Origin of the sequence: Dyella choica (assembly GCF_003977665.1) — a bacterium.
In the GTDB taxonomy this organism is placed as follows: Bacteria; Pseudomonadota; Gammaproteobacteria; order Xanthomonadales; family Rhodanobacteraceae; genus Dyella_B; species Dyella_B choica.
The window spans coordinates 120,126-141,193 of record NZ_RYYV01000008.1; the positions used below are offsets into that span (position 1 = coordinate 120,126).

Sequence of the window (21,068 nt, forward strand, 5' to 3'; positions counted from 1 at the left end):
AGCTGGCGGAAGCGCGAGGATCAGGCATCCTTGTGGCTCCCGCTCGCCCGGATTGCCGGCGGCATCTCAGATGCCTGACAGGTTTTGCCGCTACCATCCGCCCCCTCTCGTGCCACAGGGAAGCCGCATGACCGGATTGAGCCAGCGCATCGTCGATTACATCGCCGAACTGACGCCTCTGTTTACCTTCCAGTTCGCCGACGGCCACGATTGTGCACTGTCGCTGACGGACGGCAGCTTGTACATGCCGGTGGACGAATCGGGCCACGAGAAGGAAGAGGGCTGGGTGGTCGTGCTTTGGCAAGGCGATGCTCACCGGCGCTCGGAGTTGCCCGGTCCGCTGCTCGCCTATCAGGCAGCTTTGCGCTGTGCCGAACTGCATGGCATCGGGAAACTGCCGTGGGAAGTTTCCACCCACCGTGAAATTTTGCTGGCGCGCCTGCGCTCGGTCTGTGGCAGCCTGCCACGCTTCGAAACGATGCTGCGCTCCTAGGGATGCGCTGACGCATGCTGCGTACCCGGCGATCGGGTCCGGGACGCAGGCGGGGATGAAATTCGTAGGCTTACGTTGCTAAACCCAGCATTGCCATGGATGCAAGCCACGCGAAGCCGGGATTGCCGTCCCGGCCTACGCGCTGCGCCGCCGGGGGCCAGCGCATGGCTTGCAACCGGTCAAACACAGCATTGATTCACACCTGTGCTCCGCGATAACCGATTGCGGTGAATTAAGGATGCCAAATCAAGCGCTAACGCGCCTGATTTGCGGCGAGCCCTCCCTGGCCCGCGGAAACTCTGAACTTATTCAGAGTTTCCTTAAATCCCTTTCCTGCAAAAAACACATGAAATTCTCATTCGATTTCTTATACCAGCTTCGGCATGCGGCTATTCGCGCATGACGCCTACCGCGAAATGATTAGCCGACGCGAGGCCAGCGAAATAAATTGCGACGATTGATCTGATTCGCAACAAAACACGCATTGGCTCTATGCATCACCTGACCGCCTGCAAACATGGCTTTCGGCCAGATTCGGAAGAACCCAAGCGCATGAGCACCCCACACGTGCGGCTTGGCATGCAGGGCTGAATACAGGCGCGGAAATGCCTGCAGGTAATGGCTCCGCCCATAACGAAAGGGGATATGAACATGAACTTGCAGCATCAAAACATCGTCCTGGCGATTCGTATCGCCCTGGTAATGGGCGGGGGCGCACTGGCGACAGTGGCCACCGCGCAAGACACCACACCGCCGCCGGCAAACAACCAGGCGACACAAGGCAACGCGCAACAGCAGTCGACGCCCCCGCAGCAAGCGTCCCCGCAACCGGCAACTCCTCAGCAACCCAGCACAAAAACCTTGCAGACGGTTACCGTCACCGGTTCGATGATACGCAGCGTGGACGTGGAAACGGCGCAACCGGTTACCGCCATTTCGCACGAAGCCTTGCAGCAACAAGGCTTCGTCAGCGTCGGACAGATCCTGCAGAATGTTTCTTCGGTGGGTTCGGCCGGCACCAGTACGCAAAGTTCGTTGGGCGATATCGTCGGCCAGTACGCCAGCCTGCGTGGATTGGGCGCACCGCGCACGCTGATCCTCGTCGACGGCGAACGCTACACCACCGACATCTTCGGCCAGACCGACCTCAGCACGATTCCCAGCTCGCTGATCGACAGCATCGATATCCTGCAGGACGGCGCTTCATCGATTTACGGCTCCGATGCGATCTCTGGCGTGATCAACATTCACACCAAAAACGTGGACGGCCTGTATCTGGATACCTACAACAGCACCTACGCTCCAGGTAACTTCGGCAAGCAAAACCAGTTCAGCCTGACCGGCGGCAAGAAGTTTTCGCGCGGATCGTTCACCTTCAACATCTCGATCCAGAATCAGAACCAGATTCTCGCGCCACAGACGTGGGTAAGCCACTACGGATACATCAGCTTTCCCCAGTATCCGCAATCCGTGCAGCCTTCTGATTACGGCACCATCCTGAGCGCCACCGGCCCTGCCGGCACCGCCTATACCTTCCCGCTCACCGTGAACGCGGGCCAGGACGGCCTGAACATCGCCAACTATCACCCCAATACGTTTGGCGTGATCTACCCCACTCCGTATTACGCCAACGATTACGCCAACCAGGCGGCGTTCGAAACCTTCGTCCCGAACAATCGCCTGAAGTCGTACACGCTGAAGGGGGACTACAAGATCACCGACCATATCAAGGCCGTGTTCACCGGCACCTATAACAGCAACGACGCCACCGACTACATCGGCGGCTACCCGCTCAGTTCGCTCACCCCGGCCAATGGCGCCAACCTGGCCGCGGCACTTGGACTGCCGGCAGGCAGCCTCGGCGGGGCGTGGTTCCCCACGCTCTCGCCGAACAGCTACTACAACCCGCTGCCGGGCAACACCCTCTCATTCAGCTTGCCGCTGTATGAGCCCAACCGCGTGGTGCACAACAAGATCAAGCAGTATGGATTCCGGGTAGGGCTGGAAGGCGAGTTCTCGCTGGGCCAGAACGAGTTCAACTGGGACGTGGGCTACAGCCTCTACCGCTACATCGAGGACACCGGCGGCCCCGGCAATTTGAACCTGGTGCATTTGTACAATGCGGTCGGACCGTCGTTCCTGGGCGCGGACGGCGTCGTGCACTGCGGAACGCCGGGCAGCGTGATCGCCGGCTGCGTACCGCTGAATCCGTTCTCGGGTGCGGGCGGCCTGACCCCGGATGAGATCAATTACCTCAACTTCAACTACTTCACGCACGCCTGGAGCCAGACGCGCAACCTCGAAGCCAATATCAGCGGAGACATGTTCACCCTGCCGCAGGCGCTGGGCGAGGGCGATGTGACTTTCGCCGTAGGCGGGCAACACCGCAATGTTTCCGGCGGCGTCACGCCCGATTCCTATACCCAGCTGGGGCTAAACACCAACCTGCAGCAGAATCCGGGCCGGGGTGCATACGGCATCAACGAAGCCTATGCCGAAATCAACCTGCCGCTGCTCAAGGGTCTGCCGGGGGCGCAACTGCTGAATTTCGACGTCTCGCATCGCCTGTCGCACTACTCCAACTTCGGTTCGACCAACAACAACTCCTACAAGCTTTCGTACCAGCCATTCACTGACCTGCTGATTCGCGCCAGCTATGGCACCGGCTTTCGCGCACCGTCGATCTCCAATTTGTACGGTGGCACGATGCAGAGCTTTACCAGCTACACCGATCCATGCGACGTTAACTACGGCCTGACCAGCAATCCGGTCGTAGCGCAGCGCTGCCTGAACGGGTTCGCCGGCCTGCCTCCCGTTGGTCCAGGTTTCACCCAGCTCACTACCACCGGCGTACCAGTTACCGGCCCCAACAGCACCAGCACGACGCCGTACTTCACCGGCGCCAACGCCAGGCTGAAACCGGAAACGTCCAAGAACTACACCGCCGGCATCGTCTACAGCCCAAGCTGGCTATCCGGCCTCAACCTCACGCTGGACTGGTACCGCATTCGCGTCGACGACATCATCACGCTGCCGGCGGCCAACAGCATTCTCAACAACTGCTATCAGCTGGGCGAAGCACAGCAATGCTCGCAGTTCCAGCGCTCGCCCGCCAACGGCCAAGTCGTCAATCTGCTGCAAGCCCTGGTCAACGAGGGCTTCGTGGACGAACGCGGCGCCGACGTGTCGCTGAGCTATCTGTTTCCTGAGACACCAGTCGGCAAATTCAAGATCGACACCACCGGCACTTACATCAATTCCTTGAAGGAACAGGCGGTCACCGGCGGCCCCGTGGTCGGCTGGAACGTGGGCACGTATGACCCGGTGCTCGGACCGGTGTGGCGCTTCCGCGATACCACCAATATCAACTGGAGCTGGGGCAACTTCGGCGCCACCTGGACCGTCCGCTATTTCTCGGCCTTGAAGGAACCCTGTCGCGCGGGTGCGCCCAACCTGGCAGAGACCTTCCCGTGCAACGAGCCCAATGCCTTCGTGCAGGGGCAAAAAGGCGCGTATCGCCAGGGCGCCTTGGCTTTCAATGACCTTCAGATCAGCTGGAAAGCGCCTTGGCACGGCCAGTTTTCGGTGGGCGCCACCAACCTCTTCAACCGCCATGCCCCACTCAGCTATACCGGCGCGGAGAGCGTGATAGGCCCGTTGGGCCCGACCGGCACGGATGGCTTTACGCAGTATGCGTATAACCCGCAGTACGACTTTGGCCGCGTGGTGTATTTGAAGTACGAACAGAAGCTGTTCTGAGATCAAAAAAATCAGCGCAGGCTGGGATGCAAGCGCCCAACCTGCGCGATCAGGATTCGCGCGCGAGAGCGCGCGGCCTGCTTGCCTTTCGCTCCAGCTTGCGCAGACGCCACGCTGCCCAACGCTCGCTCAGGCACGAAAAGATCACATACAGCGCCGGCGTGCTGAGCAACGTCAGGCTCTGCGAAATCAGCAGCCCGCCGATCAAGGCGATACCTAGCGGACGGCGCAGGTCGGAACCTTCGCCCAGACCTATCGCGATCGGCAGGGCGGCGAGAATCGCCACCATGGTGGTCATCATGATCGGGCGGAAGCGCACGAGGCTTGCCTCGCGCGCCGCTTCAAGCGCCGTCTTGCCGTGTTCGCGCTGCGCGACCAGGGCGAAGTCGATCATCATGATCGCGTTCTTCTTCACGATGCCGATCAACAGCACCAACGCAATCTGCGCGATCACCGACAGGTCCGTATGGGTGAGCCACATCGCCAGCAATGCGCCCACGCCGGCAGCAGGCAGCGTGGACAGAATGGTGACGGGATGAATCAGGCTTTCGTAAAGAATGCCCAATACGATGTACACGGTGAGGATGGCTCCGAAGATGAGCAAGAGGCCGCCGCTTTGCGTTTGCTGGAAGCGGCGGAAGTCGCCGCCGATGTCGAGCTTGATATCGCCCGGCATACGCATGCTGTCTGCCGTGGCCTGTACCACCTGCAAAGCCTCGCTCATGCTCACGTCAGGAGCGAGATTGAAGCTCAGGCTCATGATGGTGTGCTGGTTCATATGCGTGACCTGGGTCGGGGCCAGACCCGGCTCCTGGTGCGCGAAGGCGGATAGCCGCACCATCTTGCCGCTGCTGGAGCGCACCAGGAGGTCGTCGATCGAGCGCGGCGTGGCGGTTTGCCCCGGCAGCGCGTTGACCACCACCTTGTATTGGTTGAGATCGGCGTAGATGTTGCTGATCTGGCGCTGGCCGAAGGAATCGTAGATGGCCGCGTCGATATTGCCGACGTCCACCTTGAGGCGTGCCGCCCGGTCGCGGTCGATTACGAGGTTCTGTTGCAGGCCGGCGTCATCCAGGTCGCTGCCCACGTCCCGCAGTTTGGGGTTCTTGCGCAACGCCTCGACCAGCCTGGGCAGCCACTCGCGCAGCTTGGCGGGGTCATCGCCCTGCAGCGACATCTGGTATTGCGCGCCCTGGCTGGAGCCGCCTCCGCCGAAGCTGGGCAGGTCCTGGATCGCGCGCAAGCGTACATTGAGGTCAGGGTATTGCGCCGCTTTTTTGCTGAGCCGCGTCAACACCGTGAAGGTGTCCTCGGTGCGGCCTTGCGCATGCGTCTTGAGCTGGATGTCGAACGAACCGGCCGTGCCAATGCGCGTGCTGCCCAGGCGGGAGCCGACCACCGCCACATCCGGGTCGTGCAGCAGCATGTCGATCAGCCGCTGCTGGCGGTTGGCCGAATCCTGGAACGAAACCGTGGCACCGGACGTGGCGCGACCGCGAATCAGGCCGGTGTCCTGCATGGGAAACAGGCTGGTCTTGATCTGGCCGGACATCACGATCGCCACCGTCACACCGATCAGGATCAGCGGCGTGAGCGACAACAGCAAGGCATGGCGCAGCGAGAAATCCAGCGACACCTCGTAAATCCGGAGCATGCGCTCGTGCAGGCGATCGATCGCACGGCCGAGCCCTGATGCCGTGCGCGTATCCGGGTGGCCGCGCAGGAACAGTCCGCATAGCGATGGCGTTAGGGTCAGCGAAACCAGGGCGGACACCACGATGGCGCCCACCAGGGTCAAGGTGAACTCCTGGAAGAACATGCCGACGATGCCCTGCATGAACAGCAAGGGGATGAACACCGCCACCAGCGAGGCGGTAATGGAGACGATGGTGAAGCCGATCTCGCGCGCGCCGGCCAGCGCCGCCTGCATGCGCGTCATGCCCTGGTCGATATGCCGCACGACGTTTTCGATCACCACGATCGCGTCGTCCACCACGAAGCCGATGGCGATCACCGCCGCAAGCAAGGTGAGATTGTTCAGCGTGAAATTCATCGCATACATGACCACGGCTGCGCCGGCCAGCGACAACGGCACGGCCGAAGCGGCGATCAACGTGGGCGCCAGCCGGCGCAGGAACAGCGCCATCACCAGCACGACCATGGCCAGGCTGATCAGCAGCGTGGCCTGTACTTCATGCAGCGAAGCGCGAATGGTCGGGGTACCGTCGAAATACGGCGTCAGCGTGGTGCCGGGCTGCAAATAACGACGCAACAACGGCACTTCCGCTTTCACGCGGTCGGTGACGCCGATGATGTTGGCGTTCGACTGCCGGAACACATACATCAGCACCGCCGGCTTGCCCTGGAACCAGGCAGCCTGATAAGCGTCCTGCTGGCCGTCATAGACTCGGGCCACATCCTTCAGGCGCACCGGCACGCCCTTGCCGCTGGTCGAAATCACCAGGCCGGCGAAATCACTCGCCGTATGCAGCGCGTCGTTGGCCTCCACCGCCATGGTGGTCCTGCCGTCGGAAAGAAAGCCCTTGGGCTGGAACACGTTGGCGGCGGTCAGCGCATTGCGCACTTGATCGGGAGAAAGCCCCATTGCGTTGAGTGCGCGCAGGTTGACATCAATGCGCACGGCCGGGGTAGCAGCGCCAAGGATATCCACTTCTGAAACACCCGGAAGCTGACGCAGCCGCTGCGCGAGCAGTGAGTCTGCCACGTCATACAGATCGCGCGCAGACTGCGTTTCGGAGGTCAGCGCGAAGGCGATGATCGGATCGTCGTTGGGATTGGCCTTTTCATAACTGGGCAGGCTGTTGAGACCGGGCGGCAGATCCGGTTGCGCCGCGTTGATTGCCGCCTGCACGTCGCGCGCGGCGTCGTCGATCTTGCGGCTACCGTCGAAGATCAGGAACACCAGGGTGCTGCCCAATGAGCTGACCGAACGCATGGTGTCGATGCCCGGAATTTGCCCCAGGTGACGTTCCAGCGGCGCCGCCACCGTGGCTGCCATGTTTTCCGCGCTGGCACCGGCCTGGTTGGCGTTCACGAAGATCACCGGGAATTGCATGTTCGGCAATGCGGCGACGCCAAGCAGCGAGTAACAGATGGCACCGAGCACGAACACACCCATCGCCAACAGCGAAGTTCCGATCGGGCGACGGATGAAGGGGGCGGAGAGGTTCATGCGGGAAACAACGTGCGACGGGTAAAAAGGTTGAGGCTCGTTTGCCCCTGCAAAGAAGCGAGGGGGCGGCACATCGCACGATGGCGTAGGCTGGGATGGCAATCCCAGCATCGCGATGCGACGTGCATGGCAATGCTGGGATTGCCATCCCAGCCTACGCCGTCATATGGGGTTTTATGCAGCGTCACGCGCGGCGTGACGCATGGCTCGCCGCTCCCTGCGCGCCTGCAGCCACTCCGAGAATCGCTCCATATAGAGGTAAATGACCGGCGTGGTGTACAGCGTCACCAACTGCGACAGTAACAAGCCGCCAACGATCGACACGCCCAGCGGACGGCGCAACTCGGCGCCGATGCCGTTGCCCAGCGCCAGCGGCAACGCGCCAAGCATCGCCGCGGCGGTGGTCATCATGATCGGACGGAAGCGCAACAGGCAGGCCCGGCGGATCGCTTCGCGCGGCGTCATGCCGGTGCGCTGCGCCTCGATCGCGAAGTCGATCATCATGATCGCGTTCTTTTTCACGATGCCGATCAGCAGCACGATGCCGACGATGCCGTCGACCGACAGGCTCATATTGCACAGGATCAGCGCCAGCAGCGCACCCACGCCGGCCGGGGGCAAGGTGGAGATGATGGTGATCGGGTGGATGTAGCTCTCGTACAGCACGCCCAGCACGATGTAGATCACGATGATCGAGGCCAGCAGCAGCAAGGCTTCGTTGCCCAGCGAGGAGGAGAACTCCGCCGCCTTGCCGATGAACTGCCCGCGGACCTGCGGAGGGAGGTTGAGCTGCTGCTCGACCTGCTGGATCGCCTCTACCGCCTCGGACAGTGAATAGCCTGGTGCGAGGTTGAAGGACAGCGTCACGGCCGGCAACTGCTGCTGGTGACTGATCACCAGCGGCGAGGTAGTCACTTGCGCATTCACCAACGAGGCCAGCGGAATGGTACCGCCGGCGCCGATGATGATGCCGGTATTGGCGGTCGCGATGCCGGTCACCGTCGCCGAGTTGCTCGAGGCCGCCTGGCCGAACGTGGTGGCGTTGCTGCCGGTCAGTGCACCGCCGCCATTGCTCTTTACCGTGATCTGATTGAGCAGCGCAGTGCTGGTGCGGAACTGCGGCTCCACCTCCAGCACTACGCGGTACTGGTTCAATTGCGTGAAGATGGTGGAGATCTGGCGCTGGCCGAAGGAGTCGTACAGCGTGTCGTCGATGGCCTGCACCGGGACACCCAGCGTGCTGGCCTTGTCGCGATCGATGGTCAGCTTGAGCGCCGTGCCCTGGTCGGCCAGGTTGTTGTCCACATCCGCCAACTCCGGCCGCTGGCGCAGCGCCTGCGTCATCTTGGTTGCCGCATCGGCGAGTTCCTGGGTACTCACGTCGGACATCGAGTACTGGTATTCGGTGGCGGCCACGCGCGTATCCAGCGTGACGTCCTGGACCGGCTTCAGGTACAACGCCACGCCCGGGATATTCACCGCGTCATTCTGCAAGCTCGCCACCACGTCATCGAGGCTGCCGCGCTTGCTGCGCTCCTTCAATACGATGCTGAGCTGGCCCTGGTTGAGCGTGGGGTTGATGGTACCGGCGCCAATGAACGCCGCCACGCCCGCCACGTTGGGATTCTTTTGCAGCGCGTCGGCCACCGCCTTGGTGCGCTGTTCCATCTGCGGGAAGGCGACGTTCTGGTCGGCCTGCACCACGCCGGTAATCAGACCGGTGTCCTGTTCAGGCAGCAGGCCTTTTGGAATCGCCACGTACAGGAATACCGTCACCACTACGGCGGAGATTGCCACCACGATCATCAGGCGCTGGTGATCCAGCACCCAGTCGAGCGTGCGCTCGTACAAGCCCACCGTGCGCGCCCACACCGTTCGCTTGCCGGCAGCCGCATGGCGCTCGTGCGCATCGTCACCTTCGGGTAGCGCATCCGGCTTCAACAGGTAGGCGCACATCATCGGTGTCAGCGTCAGCGACACCAGCATGGAGATCACCACCGCGGTGGCGAGCACCCAGGCGAATTCGTGGAACAGGCGGCCGGTGACGCCAGGCATCAGCAACAGCGGCAGGAACACCGCGATCAGCGACACGGTCAGCGACAGCACGGTGAAGCCGATTTCCTTGGCGCCGATCTCCGCTGCTTCCTTGCCGTCCTTACCCTGTTCGATGTAGCGCACGATGTTCTCGATCATCACGATCGCATCGTCCACCACGAAGCCGGTGGCCACGGTCAGCGCCATCAGCGACAGGTTGTCCAGCGACATGCCGGCAAAAGCCATCACACCGAACGTACCCAGCAGGGACAGCGGCACCGCTATCGACGGAATCACCGTCGCCCACAGCCGGCGCAGGAACACGAAGATCACCGCCACCACCAGGCCGATGGTGAGCAGCAGGGTGAACTGCACGTCCTCCACCGAGGCACGGATGGTGATGGTGCGGTCGGCGAACACGTCCAGATGCACGTCCGCCGGCAACACGCTGCGCAACTGCGGCATGATGTCGCGGATGTGCTGCACGGTCTCAACGATGTTCGCGCCCGGCTGACGGCGGATGTCCAGCAGCACCGCCGGCTTGCCGTTGGCCCATGCGGCGAGCTGGTCGTTCTCCACGCCATCGATCACCTTGGCCACGTCGGACAGGCGCACCGGCGCATTTTTGCTGCTGTTGTAGGAAATGATGATGTTCTTGTATTCGGCCGCCTTTTCCAGCTGATCGTTGGTGGAAATGGTGTACGACTGCGTGGCGCCGTTGAGCGTGCCCTTGGGCGCGTTCACATTCGCCTGGGCCAGCGCGCTGCGTACGTCTTCCATGGTGAGGCCAAGATTGGCCAGCTGCGACGGATTCACCTGGATGCGCACCGCAGGCCGCACGTTGCCGGCGATCGACACCAGGCCCACGCCAGGCACCTGCGAAAGCTTCTGCGCGAGGATCGAATCGGCCAGATCATTCACGTAACGCAGCTGACGGCTGTCCGAGGTGAGCATCAGGGACAAGATCGGCGCATCGGCCGGGTTCACGCGGTTGTAGACCGGTGGATACGGCAGCGTGCTGGGCAGCGTGCCGCGCGCCTGGTTGATCATCGCCTGCACGTCCTGCGCGGCGATGTCGATATCGCGGTTCATATTGAACTGCAACACGATGGTGGACAGGCCCGCCGACGAATCGGAGGTCATCATGTCCAGGCCGGAGATCTGGCCGAGCTGGCGCTCCAGCGGCGTGGTGACCAGCGAAGCCATGGTCGAAGCGCTGGCGCCCGGATACGTGGTGGTCACCACCAGGCTGGGGGCTTCGATTTCCGGCAGCGCGGAGACGGGCAGCTCGCGATAGCCGAGCACGCCGAGCAGCATCACCGCCACCATCAGGAGCGAGGTGGCGATGGGGCGGCGGATGAAAAGGGTTGAGAATCCCATGGTCGTCGCACTATCCGTGATCAAAGCCTAGTCGAAGCCCCTCCCGCTCCGGGAGAGGGAATGGAATGGCGCGGGGCTTGATCAACCGGCGCTGGCACCGCGCTTACCGCCCTGCTTGCCCTTGTTGCCATCCGAAGTCACCTGCACCGGCGGCACTTCGCCCGGCTTCAGCGCCTTCACCTTGCTGCCTGGCTTGAGGCGGAACTGGCCCTCGGTCACCACCTGGTCACCGTCGTTCAGGCCGGTGCTCACCATCACGTGGCTATCACCCACTTCGCCAGCGATATTCACCGGTTGCATCGCCACCGTCTGGTCCTGCTGCAGCTTGTAGACGAAATCGCCATCCGGACCACGCTGCACCGCCTGGGCGGGAATCACCAGGCCGCCGGCCACGGTGCGCACGCGCAGCCGCACATTCACGAACTGGCCCGGCCACAGCGCGCTGGTGGGATTGGCGAAGATCGCGCGCAGTTTGAAGGTCCCGGTGGAGGTATCGATCAGATTGTCGACCACTTGCAGCGTGCCAGTCGTATCCAGCGGATGCGCATCGGCGCGGTCCAGCGCGATCACCTCCAGCTTGTTGCTGCCGTTCTGGAAGGAATCGCGCACCGCCTCGAGGTTCTGCTCCGGCAGGGGAAACACGATGTAGATCGGCTGGACTTGCGTGAGCGTGACGATGGCCGTGCTGGTGGTCACGACATTGCCCGGGTCGACCTGGCGGATGCCGGCCACGCCATCGATCGGCGAAATGATCTTGGTGAAATCGAGTTGCACCTTGGTCGAGCGTACGCTGGCCTCGTCAGCCACCACCGTCGCCTTGAGCTGGTTGACGTTGTTGCGGTAGGTATCGATGTTCAACGCCGCCACATAGCCGCTGGCCACCAGCTTCTGGTTGCGGTCCAGCGTGCTGATGGCGGTGGCCAGCGAGGCTTCGTCCTGCTTCTGCTTCGCCACGGCCTGGTCATAGGCAGCCTGATAGGTGCGCGGGTCGATCTGCGCGATCACGTCGCCCTTCTTCACCGCCTGGCCTTCCTGGAAGTTGATCTCCCACAGCTGGCCGCCAACCTGCGGATTGATCGTGACGCTGTTGCGCGCAGTAACGGTACCAAGGGCGGTCAGATACACCGGCACGCTCTGCTTGACGGTGGGCTCTACCGTCACCGGCACCGGCGTGTTGTCCTTGTCCTGGCCATTGGCGCCTGACGTTCCCGGGGCGCCGCCGTCCTGGGCCGACGATTTGTGATGGCCGCCGGCTCCGGCTTCCGCGCCGGGCTTATGCAGCAGGCGGTAGCCCACTCCACCCACCACAAGCACGACGATGACGGTCAACGCGATCTTCCAAAAACGCGACATGTGAAACTCCTGCAATAAAACGGCGAAACCACCCGACTCCGCCGGCGCAAACGATGCATTCTTGCGTTATAGCTTGCGAACAAGCATAGGCGCTGCCCAACGAACTTGGACAATGCCAGTCGACACGGGTGCCTTATGACCGATGGCATAGTCCTGGCGGCACAGTCTTGGGAGGGTAGCAGCCGGGCGTGACGGTATGCCTTCCGGATTGGCGCGGCGCTACACAACTTTACGTCCCCGGACAAATCGCCGCGGTGCGGCAGCGGGGATACGGCGGGCCGGTAGCTCAACTTGTTGCGGGCTTCGTCTATACTCCAAGCCTTGTTGCGCGCGGTAATCGGAGCGATCCGGGCTGCCGCGGCAGGGTCGCCAGGGGCGCCAAGGTACGTCACGGGGGAAGCGTGGCGGCTTTCCAGACTAATCATTCGATGACTGGAGTACTTGCGTGAGCGGTTCCATGAGCAAATCCGACCAGAGTTTCCTGCGTCAGTTCTCGCTGCTGATCGCTGGCCTCGGCGTACTGACCCTGGTCCTGATCTTTACCGCATGGACGATCTACGAGCACGAGCCGAAGGAAACCGATCCGAACGCCGCGCAACAACTTTCCACCAGCCTCGCGCCGAACGGCGCCGTCTATGCAGGCAACACCGGTCGCGCCGCCATGCTGGCCGCGCAGGAAGCCGCCGCCAAAGCCGCCGCCGCACAGGTCGCCTACGGCGGCACCACCGACGGCAAGACCATCTACGACAACCTTTGCCATAGCTGCCATACCGCCGGCGTGGCTGGCGCGCCGGTACTGGGCAACAAGGCTGTCTGGGCGCCGCGCGTCGCGCAGGGCCTGGACACGCTGGTCAAGCACGCCATCGACGGCTACCACGGCCCGGATGGCAACACGATGCCGGCCAAGGGCGGCAACCCTTCGCTGACCGATGCGCAGGTACAGGCGGCGGTGAAGTGGATCGTGGATCAGGCGAAATAAGTTACGGTTCGCGCTGAACACCGCCGCCAGGTGGCAGCCCCGTAGGCTGAGTTGCGAAACCCAGCATTACCATACATGCCAAACGCGCGATGCTGGGATTGCCATCCCAACCTACGCAAAGGTTGGCAGCGAGCCCCCTGGAAAACGCGAACCGAGCTGGGCAGCTATCATTCGCCGCATGACCCAAGCTGCCCCCTCTCCCACCCCGTCCGCCTTCCCGGACGCCCTCGCCGAATTCACCCTGCAAGGCCCCGTCGGCCCGCTCGAGGCCATCAGCGACACGGCCGAACGGCCCTGCGCACGCCGCGGCGTGGCCGTGATCTGCCATCCCAATTCCAAGGACGGCGGCACCATGCGCAACAAAGTGGTGACCATGCTGGAACGCAGTTTGCGTGAGTGCGGACTGGACACTCTACGCTTCAATTTCCGCAGTGCCGGAGAATCGGCCGGCGAGTACGACGAAGGCCGCGGCGAAAGCGACGACCTTGCCGCTGCGGTAGCGTGGGTACGCAAGCTGCGTCCCAACGATACCTTGTGGCTGGCCGGCTTTTCGTTCGGCAGCTACGTCACGCTGCGCAATGCGGTGAAACTGCAAGCCGATGCGCTGATCAGCATCGCGCCGCCGGTAGGCCGCTGGTCGCACGAAACACTCGCCCTGCCCGCCTGCCCTTGGCTGGTGGTGATGGGCGAGGAAGACGAAATCGTGGAACCGCAAGCCGTGTTCGACTGGATCGACAGTCTTGAGCCGCCGCCCGAATTGGTCCGCATGCCCGAGACCGGACATTTCTTCCATCGGCGGCTGATGGACCTGCGCGGCGCGGTGAAGCATTGGGCGCAGGATTATCTCCCCCCCGCGCGCGAGTGATGCCGGCAATGGGTAGGCTGGGATGACAATCCCAGCATTCGGGTTGCCGGATGGAAAGCTGGGATTGTCATCCCAGCCTACAAGGCCTCCCCCGGACTACAGCGCGCCTTCGAGAAGATGGCGGCCGCTGACGTTGCAGATCAACTTCCAAGCAAGACAGCCCCATGACCGAACTCTCCCCCAGCGCGCGTTACCAGGAAGGCGTAGCCGCCCACCGCTGGAACTCCGACCCTGCACAGCTGGCGGTGCTGCCGGCCTTCGACCGCATGCAAGCGGCCCTGTGCGCCTCTGCCACCAACGGCAACGGCCTGTTCGGCCGCCTGAGATCCTTGCTCGGCGGCGAGGAGCGCCAAGCCGTGCCCGGCCTGTACCTGTGGGGCAGCGTGGGTCGCGGCAAGACCTTCCTGATGGATCTGTTTGCCGCCAGCCTGCCGCATGGTGTCGCCTTGCGGCGTCACTTTCATCGTTTCATGGGCGAAGTGCACGAAAGCCTGCGTGAACTCGGCGAACGCCAGGATCCACTGGTCGAGGTCGCCGCAGGCCTTGCGCAGCGCTGCCGCGTACTGTGCCTGGACGAATTCCTGGTCAACGACATCGGCGATGCGATGATTCTGGCCAAGCTGCTGGAGGCCTTGTTCGCACGCGGTGTCACCCTGGTGACCACGTCCAACACGGCACCCGACAACCTCTACAAAGAAGGCCTGCAGCGTGCGCGCTTCCTGCCGGCCATTGCCTCGATCAAGCAGCATTGCCAGGTGCTGGAAATGGTTTCCTCCCACGATTGGCGCCTGCGCGCGCTCACCCATGCGCCCGTGTATCACACGCCGCCCGGTGCGGAAGCCGAGCGCGAACTGGCCCGTATCTTTGCCAGCCAGACGCAGGGAGAGAGTGTCGAAGGCGGCACAATCGTCATCAACGATCGCCCGATTCCCGTACGCAAGCGCACAAGCAATATTCTCTGGTTCGACTTCGCCGCCCTATGCGACGGCCCCCGCGCCGTCGCCGACTACATCGCGCTGGCGAAAACGGCGCCGGCCATCATCATTTCCAACGTACCGCAGTTCACCGTCTACAGCGAGGACCCGGCCAAGCGCTTCGTGCAATTGGTGGACGAGTTCTACGATCGCCACGTCAAGCTGATTCTTTCGGCCGCCACACCGATTACCGAGCTGTACGACGGCGAACGTCTTCGTGCGGAATTCGGGCGCACTGAATCCCGTTTGATCGAGATGCAGAGCGAGGAATATCTTGCGCTGGAGCATCGCCCGTAGGCTGGGATGAAATCCCAGCTTCATACAGACGGCGATGCTGGGATTTCATCCCAGCCTACGCGCTTATATTTACCTACCCTCTCCTCTTGCCTCGCCGTCATTCCGGCGCAGGCCGGAATCCAGTTTCAATACATCGTGCAAAGCACTCAAAGCCTGGTTTTGTGTCCTTCGGACACGTATTGAGACTGGATTCCGGCCTGCGCCGGAATGACGGTGAGGGACCACAAGGCCTTGCGATCACGTGTCGAATTTTCCCCGGACACCATTGAGCCTTCGCTGGGATGACGGCAAGGTGGTTTGAAACATCCCCACTAAATGGACAGCCCCAGGATTTGTTGGGATGGCGGGCCAAAAAGCAGGCTCAAACCCACACAGGATACGACCCCGAGCAGCTTCACTTCCCACCGCCTCTGCTGGTACGTTGGCGTCTTCACCCTGCGATGGAATGGCCGCCATGCTGACCAGCATTGCCTTCGCCCTGCTGGCGGGTTCGCAGCCTGCCGCAGCGACGGATACTTTCACCGCACGCGTACAGCGCGCCAAGATGGCCGAAGCCGGCGCCAGCGGACCGGCCTATCAGAAGCAATTCTGGGCCAAGACCGGCAACCCGATGACCGACGCGCTGAAAGCCTGTCTGGCGAGCAACGCTCCCGCTGACAAGTCGCCTTTCACGCTGGTTGCCGACATCTCGCCCGATGGGCATCCCTTGAACGTCGAAGTGCGCGCGCCGACGCCGGTCGCCAAGTGCCTTGCCGGCCAATTCTCGGCATGGACGTTTCCCGTTCCGCCGAAGCTCACCGGCTCGGTGAATTACCCGGTCGAAATCGACGTAAGCATGTAGGCGGGCCTCGCCCTAACGGCGCACCGGCACTTGACGCTCGGCCGAGCGTGGGCAAATAATTAACTAATATGTTAATTGCTTAAATACTTATGGCCATCGACCTGATCTTCGAAGCGCTCGCTTCGCGTCCACGGCGCGAGATCCTCGCCTATTTGTCCAAGCAGGAATTGACCGCAGGCGAAATCGCCGGGCGGTTCGCCATGAGTGCCCCCGCCGTCTCCCGCCATCTGTCGATCCTGGAAACGGCCAGCCTGGTGAAGAGCGAAAGGCGCGGGCAATACGTCTACTACAGCCTCAACAGCGACAACCTGGTCAACACGCTTACCAGTTTTGCCTTCGAGATATGCCCGCGCGGGCGGCCATTGAAGCGCGAATCGCGTCAGTTGCGCGCTGCCAAGCACAAATCCTGAACGTCAAGTTTGCCAAAGGGGGAAACATGTCGGTCGCACAAGCTGCATGGGTTTTGCCGGGCTTGCCATTCCGGCGCACGGTACCGAGTTTTCCGTCGGTGCGCCTGCCCTCCCCGCACGGCGGCCTGCCCGTCGAAGTTTCCCTGATCGGACAGCTCGGGCATGGCGCCGGCAATCAGCTGTTCGTCGGCGTGCTGGCCAGGCAGCGCCATCACGACAAATTCCAAGATGAGCTGGATGAGCCGTCTGCGCGTATCGGCGACACGGATTTTCAGAATGGCGACGCTACCGCGTTGTACACGTTCACTGTTGGCGCCAACGGGCATCCCTTTCATCGGCACGCCGGGCATCGCGTGTTTACTGCCGTATCCGGCAGCGGCGGCACCCGGCTGCGCTTCTCCACGGCGAGCGATGCCGAGATCTCACGTGATCCGTCCCGTTTCATCGAAGCCTTGCGCTGCGTGGAGATACCACCGGATTGTCTTTTTACCGTCCGCTTCGGCGGCGGCACCTGGCATCAGTTCACGCCATTGAAAGAACGCTCAGGGCACCCGGCCTTGTTCGCCGTTTCCTGCCATACCAATGAATTGGGCGGCGACCTGCCGGATGCGCTGAGGCAACAAGTGCTGACGAACGATGCCACGCTCCACACGCTGACCGAGCTGCCGCCTTCCAGCGTCGCGGAACTCCTGCGCCGCACGCCGCTGGATCATCGGCATATCCCTACCATCGCCCTGTCGCTGGATGAACCTGCCGGCACGTTGCAAAGCGCGCTTTGCAACGTGGTTCGTCGCACGTTGGGCAGGTTACGTGGATACATCACTAGCTTGGGAAACAGCCGCGGTTACTGGTGGAGCAGCGAGCTGGCGGCCGTCACGCAGACCGAAGCTCCTGCCGGTTCGCTTCTGCATCATCAATTGAACGACGGGCCCGTCCACCATGAGGATCATTGCCTGGTCAGCCTGGTCGACCCGACCCTGGCGCGACTTGGCGCAACGCAACTGCTGACCGGATTGCTCGAAGCATTCGTGCAAAGCCCGCCGATGAGCGTCAGCTTCCTGATGCAGTTGCGCAACCTTCTGGTAAGACCGCTGGGTTTGCGAACATCGCCGCTGGGATGCCCTGTGTCGTCACTGCTCGCCCCGCCCGGTCCCAGCCTCTACGCTGGCCGATTTCCCGTACGCGAACAAGCTTCCGACGCCCACGACGCGCACAGTCAGGTCGTACTTGGCGCCAACGACAGGCATCTGCTGTTTCGTTCGTGCGTGGGAGTGGCCGTCACCGGCGATCGCATCGACTTCACGCTAGGTACCCGCGTTCGCTGCGCGAACCCGTTCGGACACATCTATATGGCGCTGATCGAGCGTGTTCACCGGCGCTATATCGCCCCCACGCTGTTGCGGCAGGCGATCGAGCACCTGCGCACAGGCAACCGGCCTGGGTGAGCGGTCGGACTGAAAAAAAACCGCACCTCCCGCAGGCCGCATGGCGGCTGGACTCGCACCGCTTATCCACCGGCTTATCCACAAATTATTGGGTTGACCGGCGAGGACGACCCCGATATGTTGTGCCCCGTCGGTCGCCACCCCGGATTTTCGAGGTGGCTAGGGAATCCGGTGCGAAGCCGGAACTGCCCCGCAGCGGTAGGCGGAGACGAAAGCCCGAATTGGCACTGGCCTTCATCGGCCGGGAAGCCGGGTGAGTAGGCGGGTCGCGAGGCCCACATCCGCAAGTCCGAAGACCTGCCGACACGGCTTGGCCGGAGTGCCATGCCGCCGGTGACGGCCTCCGTGGGAGGGGCGTACGCACGACGTGGTAGTCACACGTGTCGGGCGCGCGACCGCGGCTACCGCCACCTCAGCCCTGCGCGCGGGAGCAGGTGGTTGAGTCGAAGGAGTCTGCCCGCCATCACCGGATCCTCCGGTCCGGCCAGATTCCGCAACCCGGAGCCTCCGTCATGCAGCCTGTCGATACCGAATCGCGCGAGCGCACAGCCGACCGCGCGGATACAGCCGTCTTCTCCGCCGACGCCAGCCCGTCGGCCCTAACTACCTCTGTCACGATGTCCGCAACTGCCGAAGCCCCTTTCACCCTGACACCCCCGCACAACCCCGGCCAGATGCGCGTCACCAAGCGCAGCGGCCGGCACGAAGTCGTCGATGTCAACAAGATCGTCCGCGCGGTAACACGCAGTGCCGAAGGCCTGCACGCGGTGGATCCGTTGCGCGTCGCGCTGAAGACCATCGGCGGCCTATATGACGGCGCCTCCACGCAGGAGCTGGATCAGCTCTCCATCCGCACCGCCGCCGCGTTGACCGCGGAAGAGCCCGAATACGGCCAGCTTGCTGCGCGACTGCTCAACGCCTTCATCGACAAGGAAGTGAGCGGACAGGAAATCCAGAGCTTCTCGCAATCCATCGCACGGGGCGCCGAGCTCGGCATCGCCAACGCGCGCCTGCGCGATTTCGTGGCCGAGAACGCGCGCAAGCTCAACGACGCGGTCGACCCACACGCCTCGCGCCGCTTCGAATACTTCGGCCTGCGCACGGTTTACGACCGCTACCTGCTGCGTCACCCGCAGCTACGCAAGGTGATCGAGACGCCACAGTACTTTTTCATGCGCATCGCCTGCGCGCTCGGCGGCAACGACATCGGCGAGACGCTGGAGCTGTATCGCCTGCTCTCTTCGCTGGAATACATCGCCAGTTCGCCTACGCTGTTCAACGCCGGCACCGCGCACGAACAGCTCAGTTCCTGCTTCCTGCTCGACTCGCCGCAGGATTCGCTGGAATCGATCTATGAGAAGTACGGCGACGTGGCCAAGCTCAGCAAGTTCGCCGGCGGCATTGGCCTTGCCTACTCGCGCGTGCGTTCACGCGGTTCGCTGATCAAGGGCACCAACGGCCACTCCAACGGCCTGGTGCCGTGGCTGAAGACGCTGGATGCCTCGGTCGCCGCTGTGAACCAGGGCGGCAAGCGCAAGGGCGCGGCCTGCGTGTACCTGGAACCGTGGCACGCGGACATCGAGGAATTCCTCGAACTGCGCGACAACACCGGCGACGAAGCCCGCCGCACGCACAACCTCAACCTGGCCAACTGGATTCCGGACGAATTCATGCGCCGCGTGGAACACGACGGCAACTGGTCGCTGTTCGACCCGAAGGTGGTACCGCATTTCGTCGACAGCTGGGGCGAAACCTTCGAGCGTGCCTATCATAAGGCGGAAGCCGAAGGCCTGGCGGTCAAGACGGTGAAGGCGCGCGAGCTTTACGCGCGCATGCTGCGCACGCTGGCGCAGACTGGCAACGGCTGGATGACCTTCAAGGATCGCTCCAACGCCACCAGCAACCAGACGGCCAAGGCCGAGAACGTCATCCATCTTTCGAACCTGTGCACCGAGATCCTGGAAGTGACCAACGCCGGCGAAACGGCGGTGTGCAATCTGGGCTCGGTCAATCTCTCCCGTCACGTGGTCGATGGCGCGTTCGATTTTGCCAAGCTCGCTGCCACCGTGCGCACGGCGGTGCGCCAGCTCGATCGCGTGATCGACCTGAATTTCTACCCGATCGACACCGCCGCCACCGCCAATCGCAAATGGCGCCCGGTGGGCCTGGGTGTGATGGGCCTGCAAGACGTCTTCTTCAAGTTGCGCCTTCCGTTCGATTCGACGGAAGCCCAGGAGTTGTCCACGCGCATCGCCGAGGAGATCTATTACAACGCACTGGCGCAATCGAACGCGCTGGCCGAACAGCATGGCGCGCATCCAGGCTTTGCCGAAAGCCGCGCGGCGAACGGCGAACTCCAGTTCGACTACTGGCCGAACGCCAAGCCGCATGATCTCGAACGCTGGGATGCGCTGCGCGCGGCGATCAAGGCCAAGGGCCTGCGCAACTCGCTGCTGATCGCCATCGCGCCCACCGCGACGATCGCCTCCATCGCCGGCTGCTATGAATGCATCGAGCCGCAGGTCAGCAATCTGTTCAAGCGCGAGACGCTGTCCGGCGACTTCCTGGTGGTGAACCGCCACCTGGTGGATGAGCTGAAGGCGCTGGGGCTGTGGACGTCGGAAATCCGCGATGCGATCAAGCTGGCGGAAGGCTCGATCCAGGGTATCAGCGCGATTCCGGAACGCCTGCGTTCGATCTATCGCACGGTATGGGAACTGCCGCAGAAAGCGCTGATCGACCTGGGCGCCGCACGCGGTGCCTACATCGACCAGAGCCAGTCGCTGAACCTGTTCATGGAAAACCCGAACATCGGCCAACTCAGCTCCATGTACATGTACGCGTGGAAAGCAGGCATCAAGACCACCTACTACCTGCGCTCGCGGCCGGCCACCAAGATCGCGAAGACCACCGTCACCTCTACGGCTGTTGCGGCCACCGTACCCGACGCGCAAGAAGCGGCCACGGCCGCGGTGTTCTGCTCGCTGGAAAACCCCGAGTACTGCGAAGCCTGCCAGTAATCGTCAGCTCTCCACCGTCATTCCA

The 21,068-nt window shown here is 62.7% G+C and carries 12 protein-coding genes and 1 riboswitch; of the genes, 9 read left to right on the forward strand and 3 right to left on the reverse strand.

The annotated features are described in order from the left end of the window. Positions 1-127 precede the first annotated feature (127 nt). Together EKH80_RS12570 and EKH80_RS12575 are read left to right on the forward strand one after the other, a co-directional pair. On the forward strand, positions 128-493 hold the full coding sequence (locus EKH80_RS12570) for a hypothetical protein (RefSeq protein WP_126685107.1): 366 nt from the start codon (positions 128-130) through the stop codon (positions 491-493). Between the two features lie 651 nt (positions 494-1,144). Further along, positions 1,145-4,252, forward strand: a complete 3,108-nt coding sequence (locus EKH80_RS12575; protein ID WP_158628828.1) for a TonB-dependent receptor plug domain-containing protein — start codon at positions 1,145-1,147, stop codon at positions 4,250-4,252. A gap of 49 nt (positions 4,253-4,301) precedes the next feature. Here the strand turns inward: EKH80_RS12575 and EKH80_RS12580 are convergent, their stop codons facing one another. The 3 genes from EKH80_RS12580 to EKH80_RS12590 all read right to left on the reverse strand — a co-directional run bounded on the left by EKH80_RS12580 (position 4,302) and on the right by EKH80_RS12590 (position 12,212). Then, complete coding sequence (locus EKH80_RS12580; protein ID WP_126685109.1) at positions 4,302-7,445, reverse strand: efflux RND transporter permease subunit; 3,144 nt, start codon at positions 7,443-7,445, stop codon at positions 4,302-4,304. Positions 7,446-7,619: 174 nt separating this feature from the next. After that, entirely contained in the window at positions 7,620-10,859 is a 3,240-nt protein-coding gene (locus tag EKH80_RS12585) for an efflux RND transporter permease subunit (RefSeq protein ID WP_126685110.1), read from the reverse strand. 81 nt (positions 10,860-10,940) lie between these two features. Then, complete coding sequence (locus EKH80_RS12590; RefSeq protein ID WP_126685111.1) at positions 10,941-12,212, reverse strand: efflux RND transporter periplasmic adaptor subunit; 1,272 nt, start codon at positions 12,210-12,212, stop codon at positions 10,941-10,943. Positions 12,213-12,669: 457 nt separating this feature from the next. Here EKH80_RS12590 and EKH80_RS12595 point away from each other — a divergent pair, with 457 nt between their 5' ends. The 7 genes from EKH80_RS12595 to EKH80_RS12625 all read left to right on the forward strand — a co-directional run bounded on the left by EKH80_RS12595 (position 12,670) and on the right by EKH80_RS12625 (position 21,043). Further along, entirely contained in the window at positions 12,670-13,191 is a 522-nt protein-coding gene (locus EKH80_RS12595) for a c-type cytochrome (protein WP_126685182.1), read from the forward strand. Between the two features lie 178 nt (positions 13,192-13,369). After that, on the forward strand, positions 13,370-14,056 hold the full coding sequence (locus EKH80_RS12600) for an alpha/beta hydrolase (protein WP_126685112.1): 687 nt from the start codon (positions 13,370-13,372) through the stop codon (positions 14,054-14,056). A gap of 164 nt (positions 14,057-14,220) precedes the next feature. Beyond that, a complete protein-coding gene (gene zapE / locus EKH80_RS12605; RefSeq protein WP_126685113.1) occupies positions 14,221-15,327 on the forward strand; it encodes a cell division protein ZapE in 1,107 nt (368 codons plus the stop codon). A gap of 454 nt (positions 15,328-15,781) precedes the next feature. Further along, complete coding sequence (locus EKH80_RS12610) at positions 15,782-16,168, forward strand: peptidase C13 (protein WP_126685114.1); 387 nt, start codon at positions 15,782-15,784, stop codon at positions 16,166-16,168. An 89-nt stretch (positions 16,169-16,257) separates the two neighbouring features. After that, positions 16,258-16,578, forward strand: coding sequence for a metalloregulator ArsR/SmtB family transcription factor (locus EKH80_RS12615; protein WP_126685115.1), 321 nt, complete (start codon positions 16,258-16,260; stop codon positions 16,576-16,578). Between the two features lie 26 nt (positions 16,579-16,604). Continuing rightward, entirely contained in the window at positions 16,605-18,023 is a 1,419-nt protein-coding gene (locus EKH80_RS12620) for a DUF2867 domain-containing protein (protein ID WP_126685116.1), read from the forward strand. Positions 18,024-18,137: 114 nt separating this feature from the next. Then, a riboswitch (cobalamin riboswitch) is annotated at positions 18,138-18,342 on the forward strand. A 298-nt stretch (positions 18,343-18,640) separates the two neighbouring features. Beyond that, positions 18,641-21,043: a ribonucleoside-diphosphate reductase subunit alpha gene (locus EKH80_RS12625; protein WP_126685183.1), complete on the forward strand. Its 2,403-nt coding sequence runs from the start codon at positions 18,641-18,643 to the stop codon at positions 21,041-21,043. Positions 21,044-21,068 lie beyond the last annotated feature (25 nt).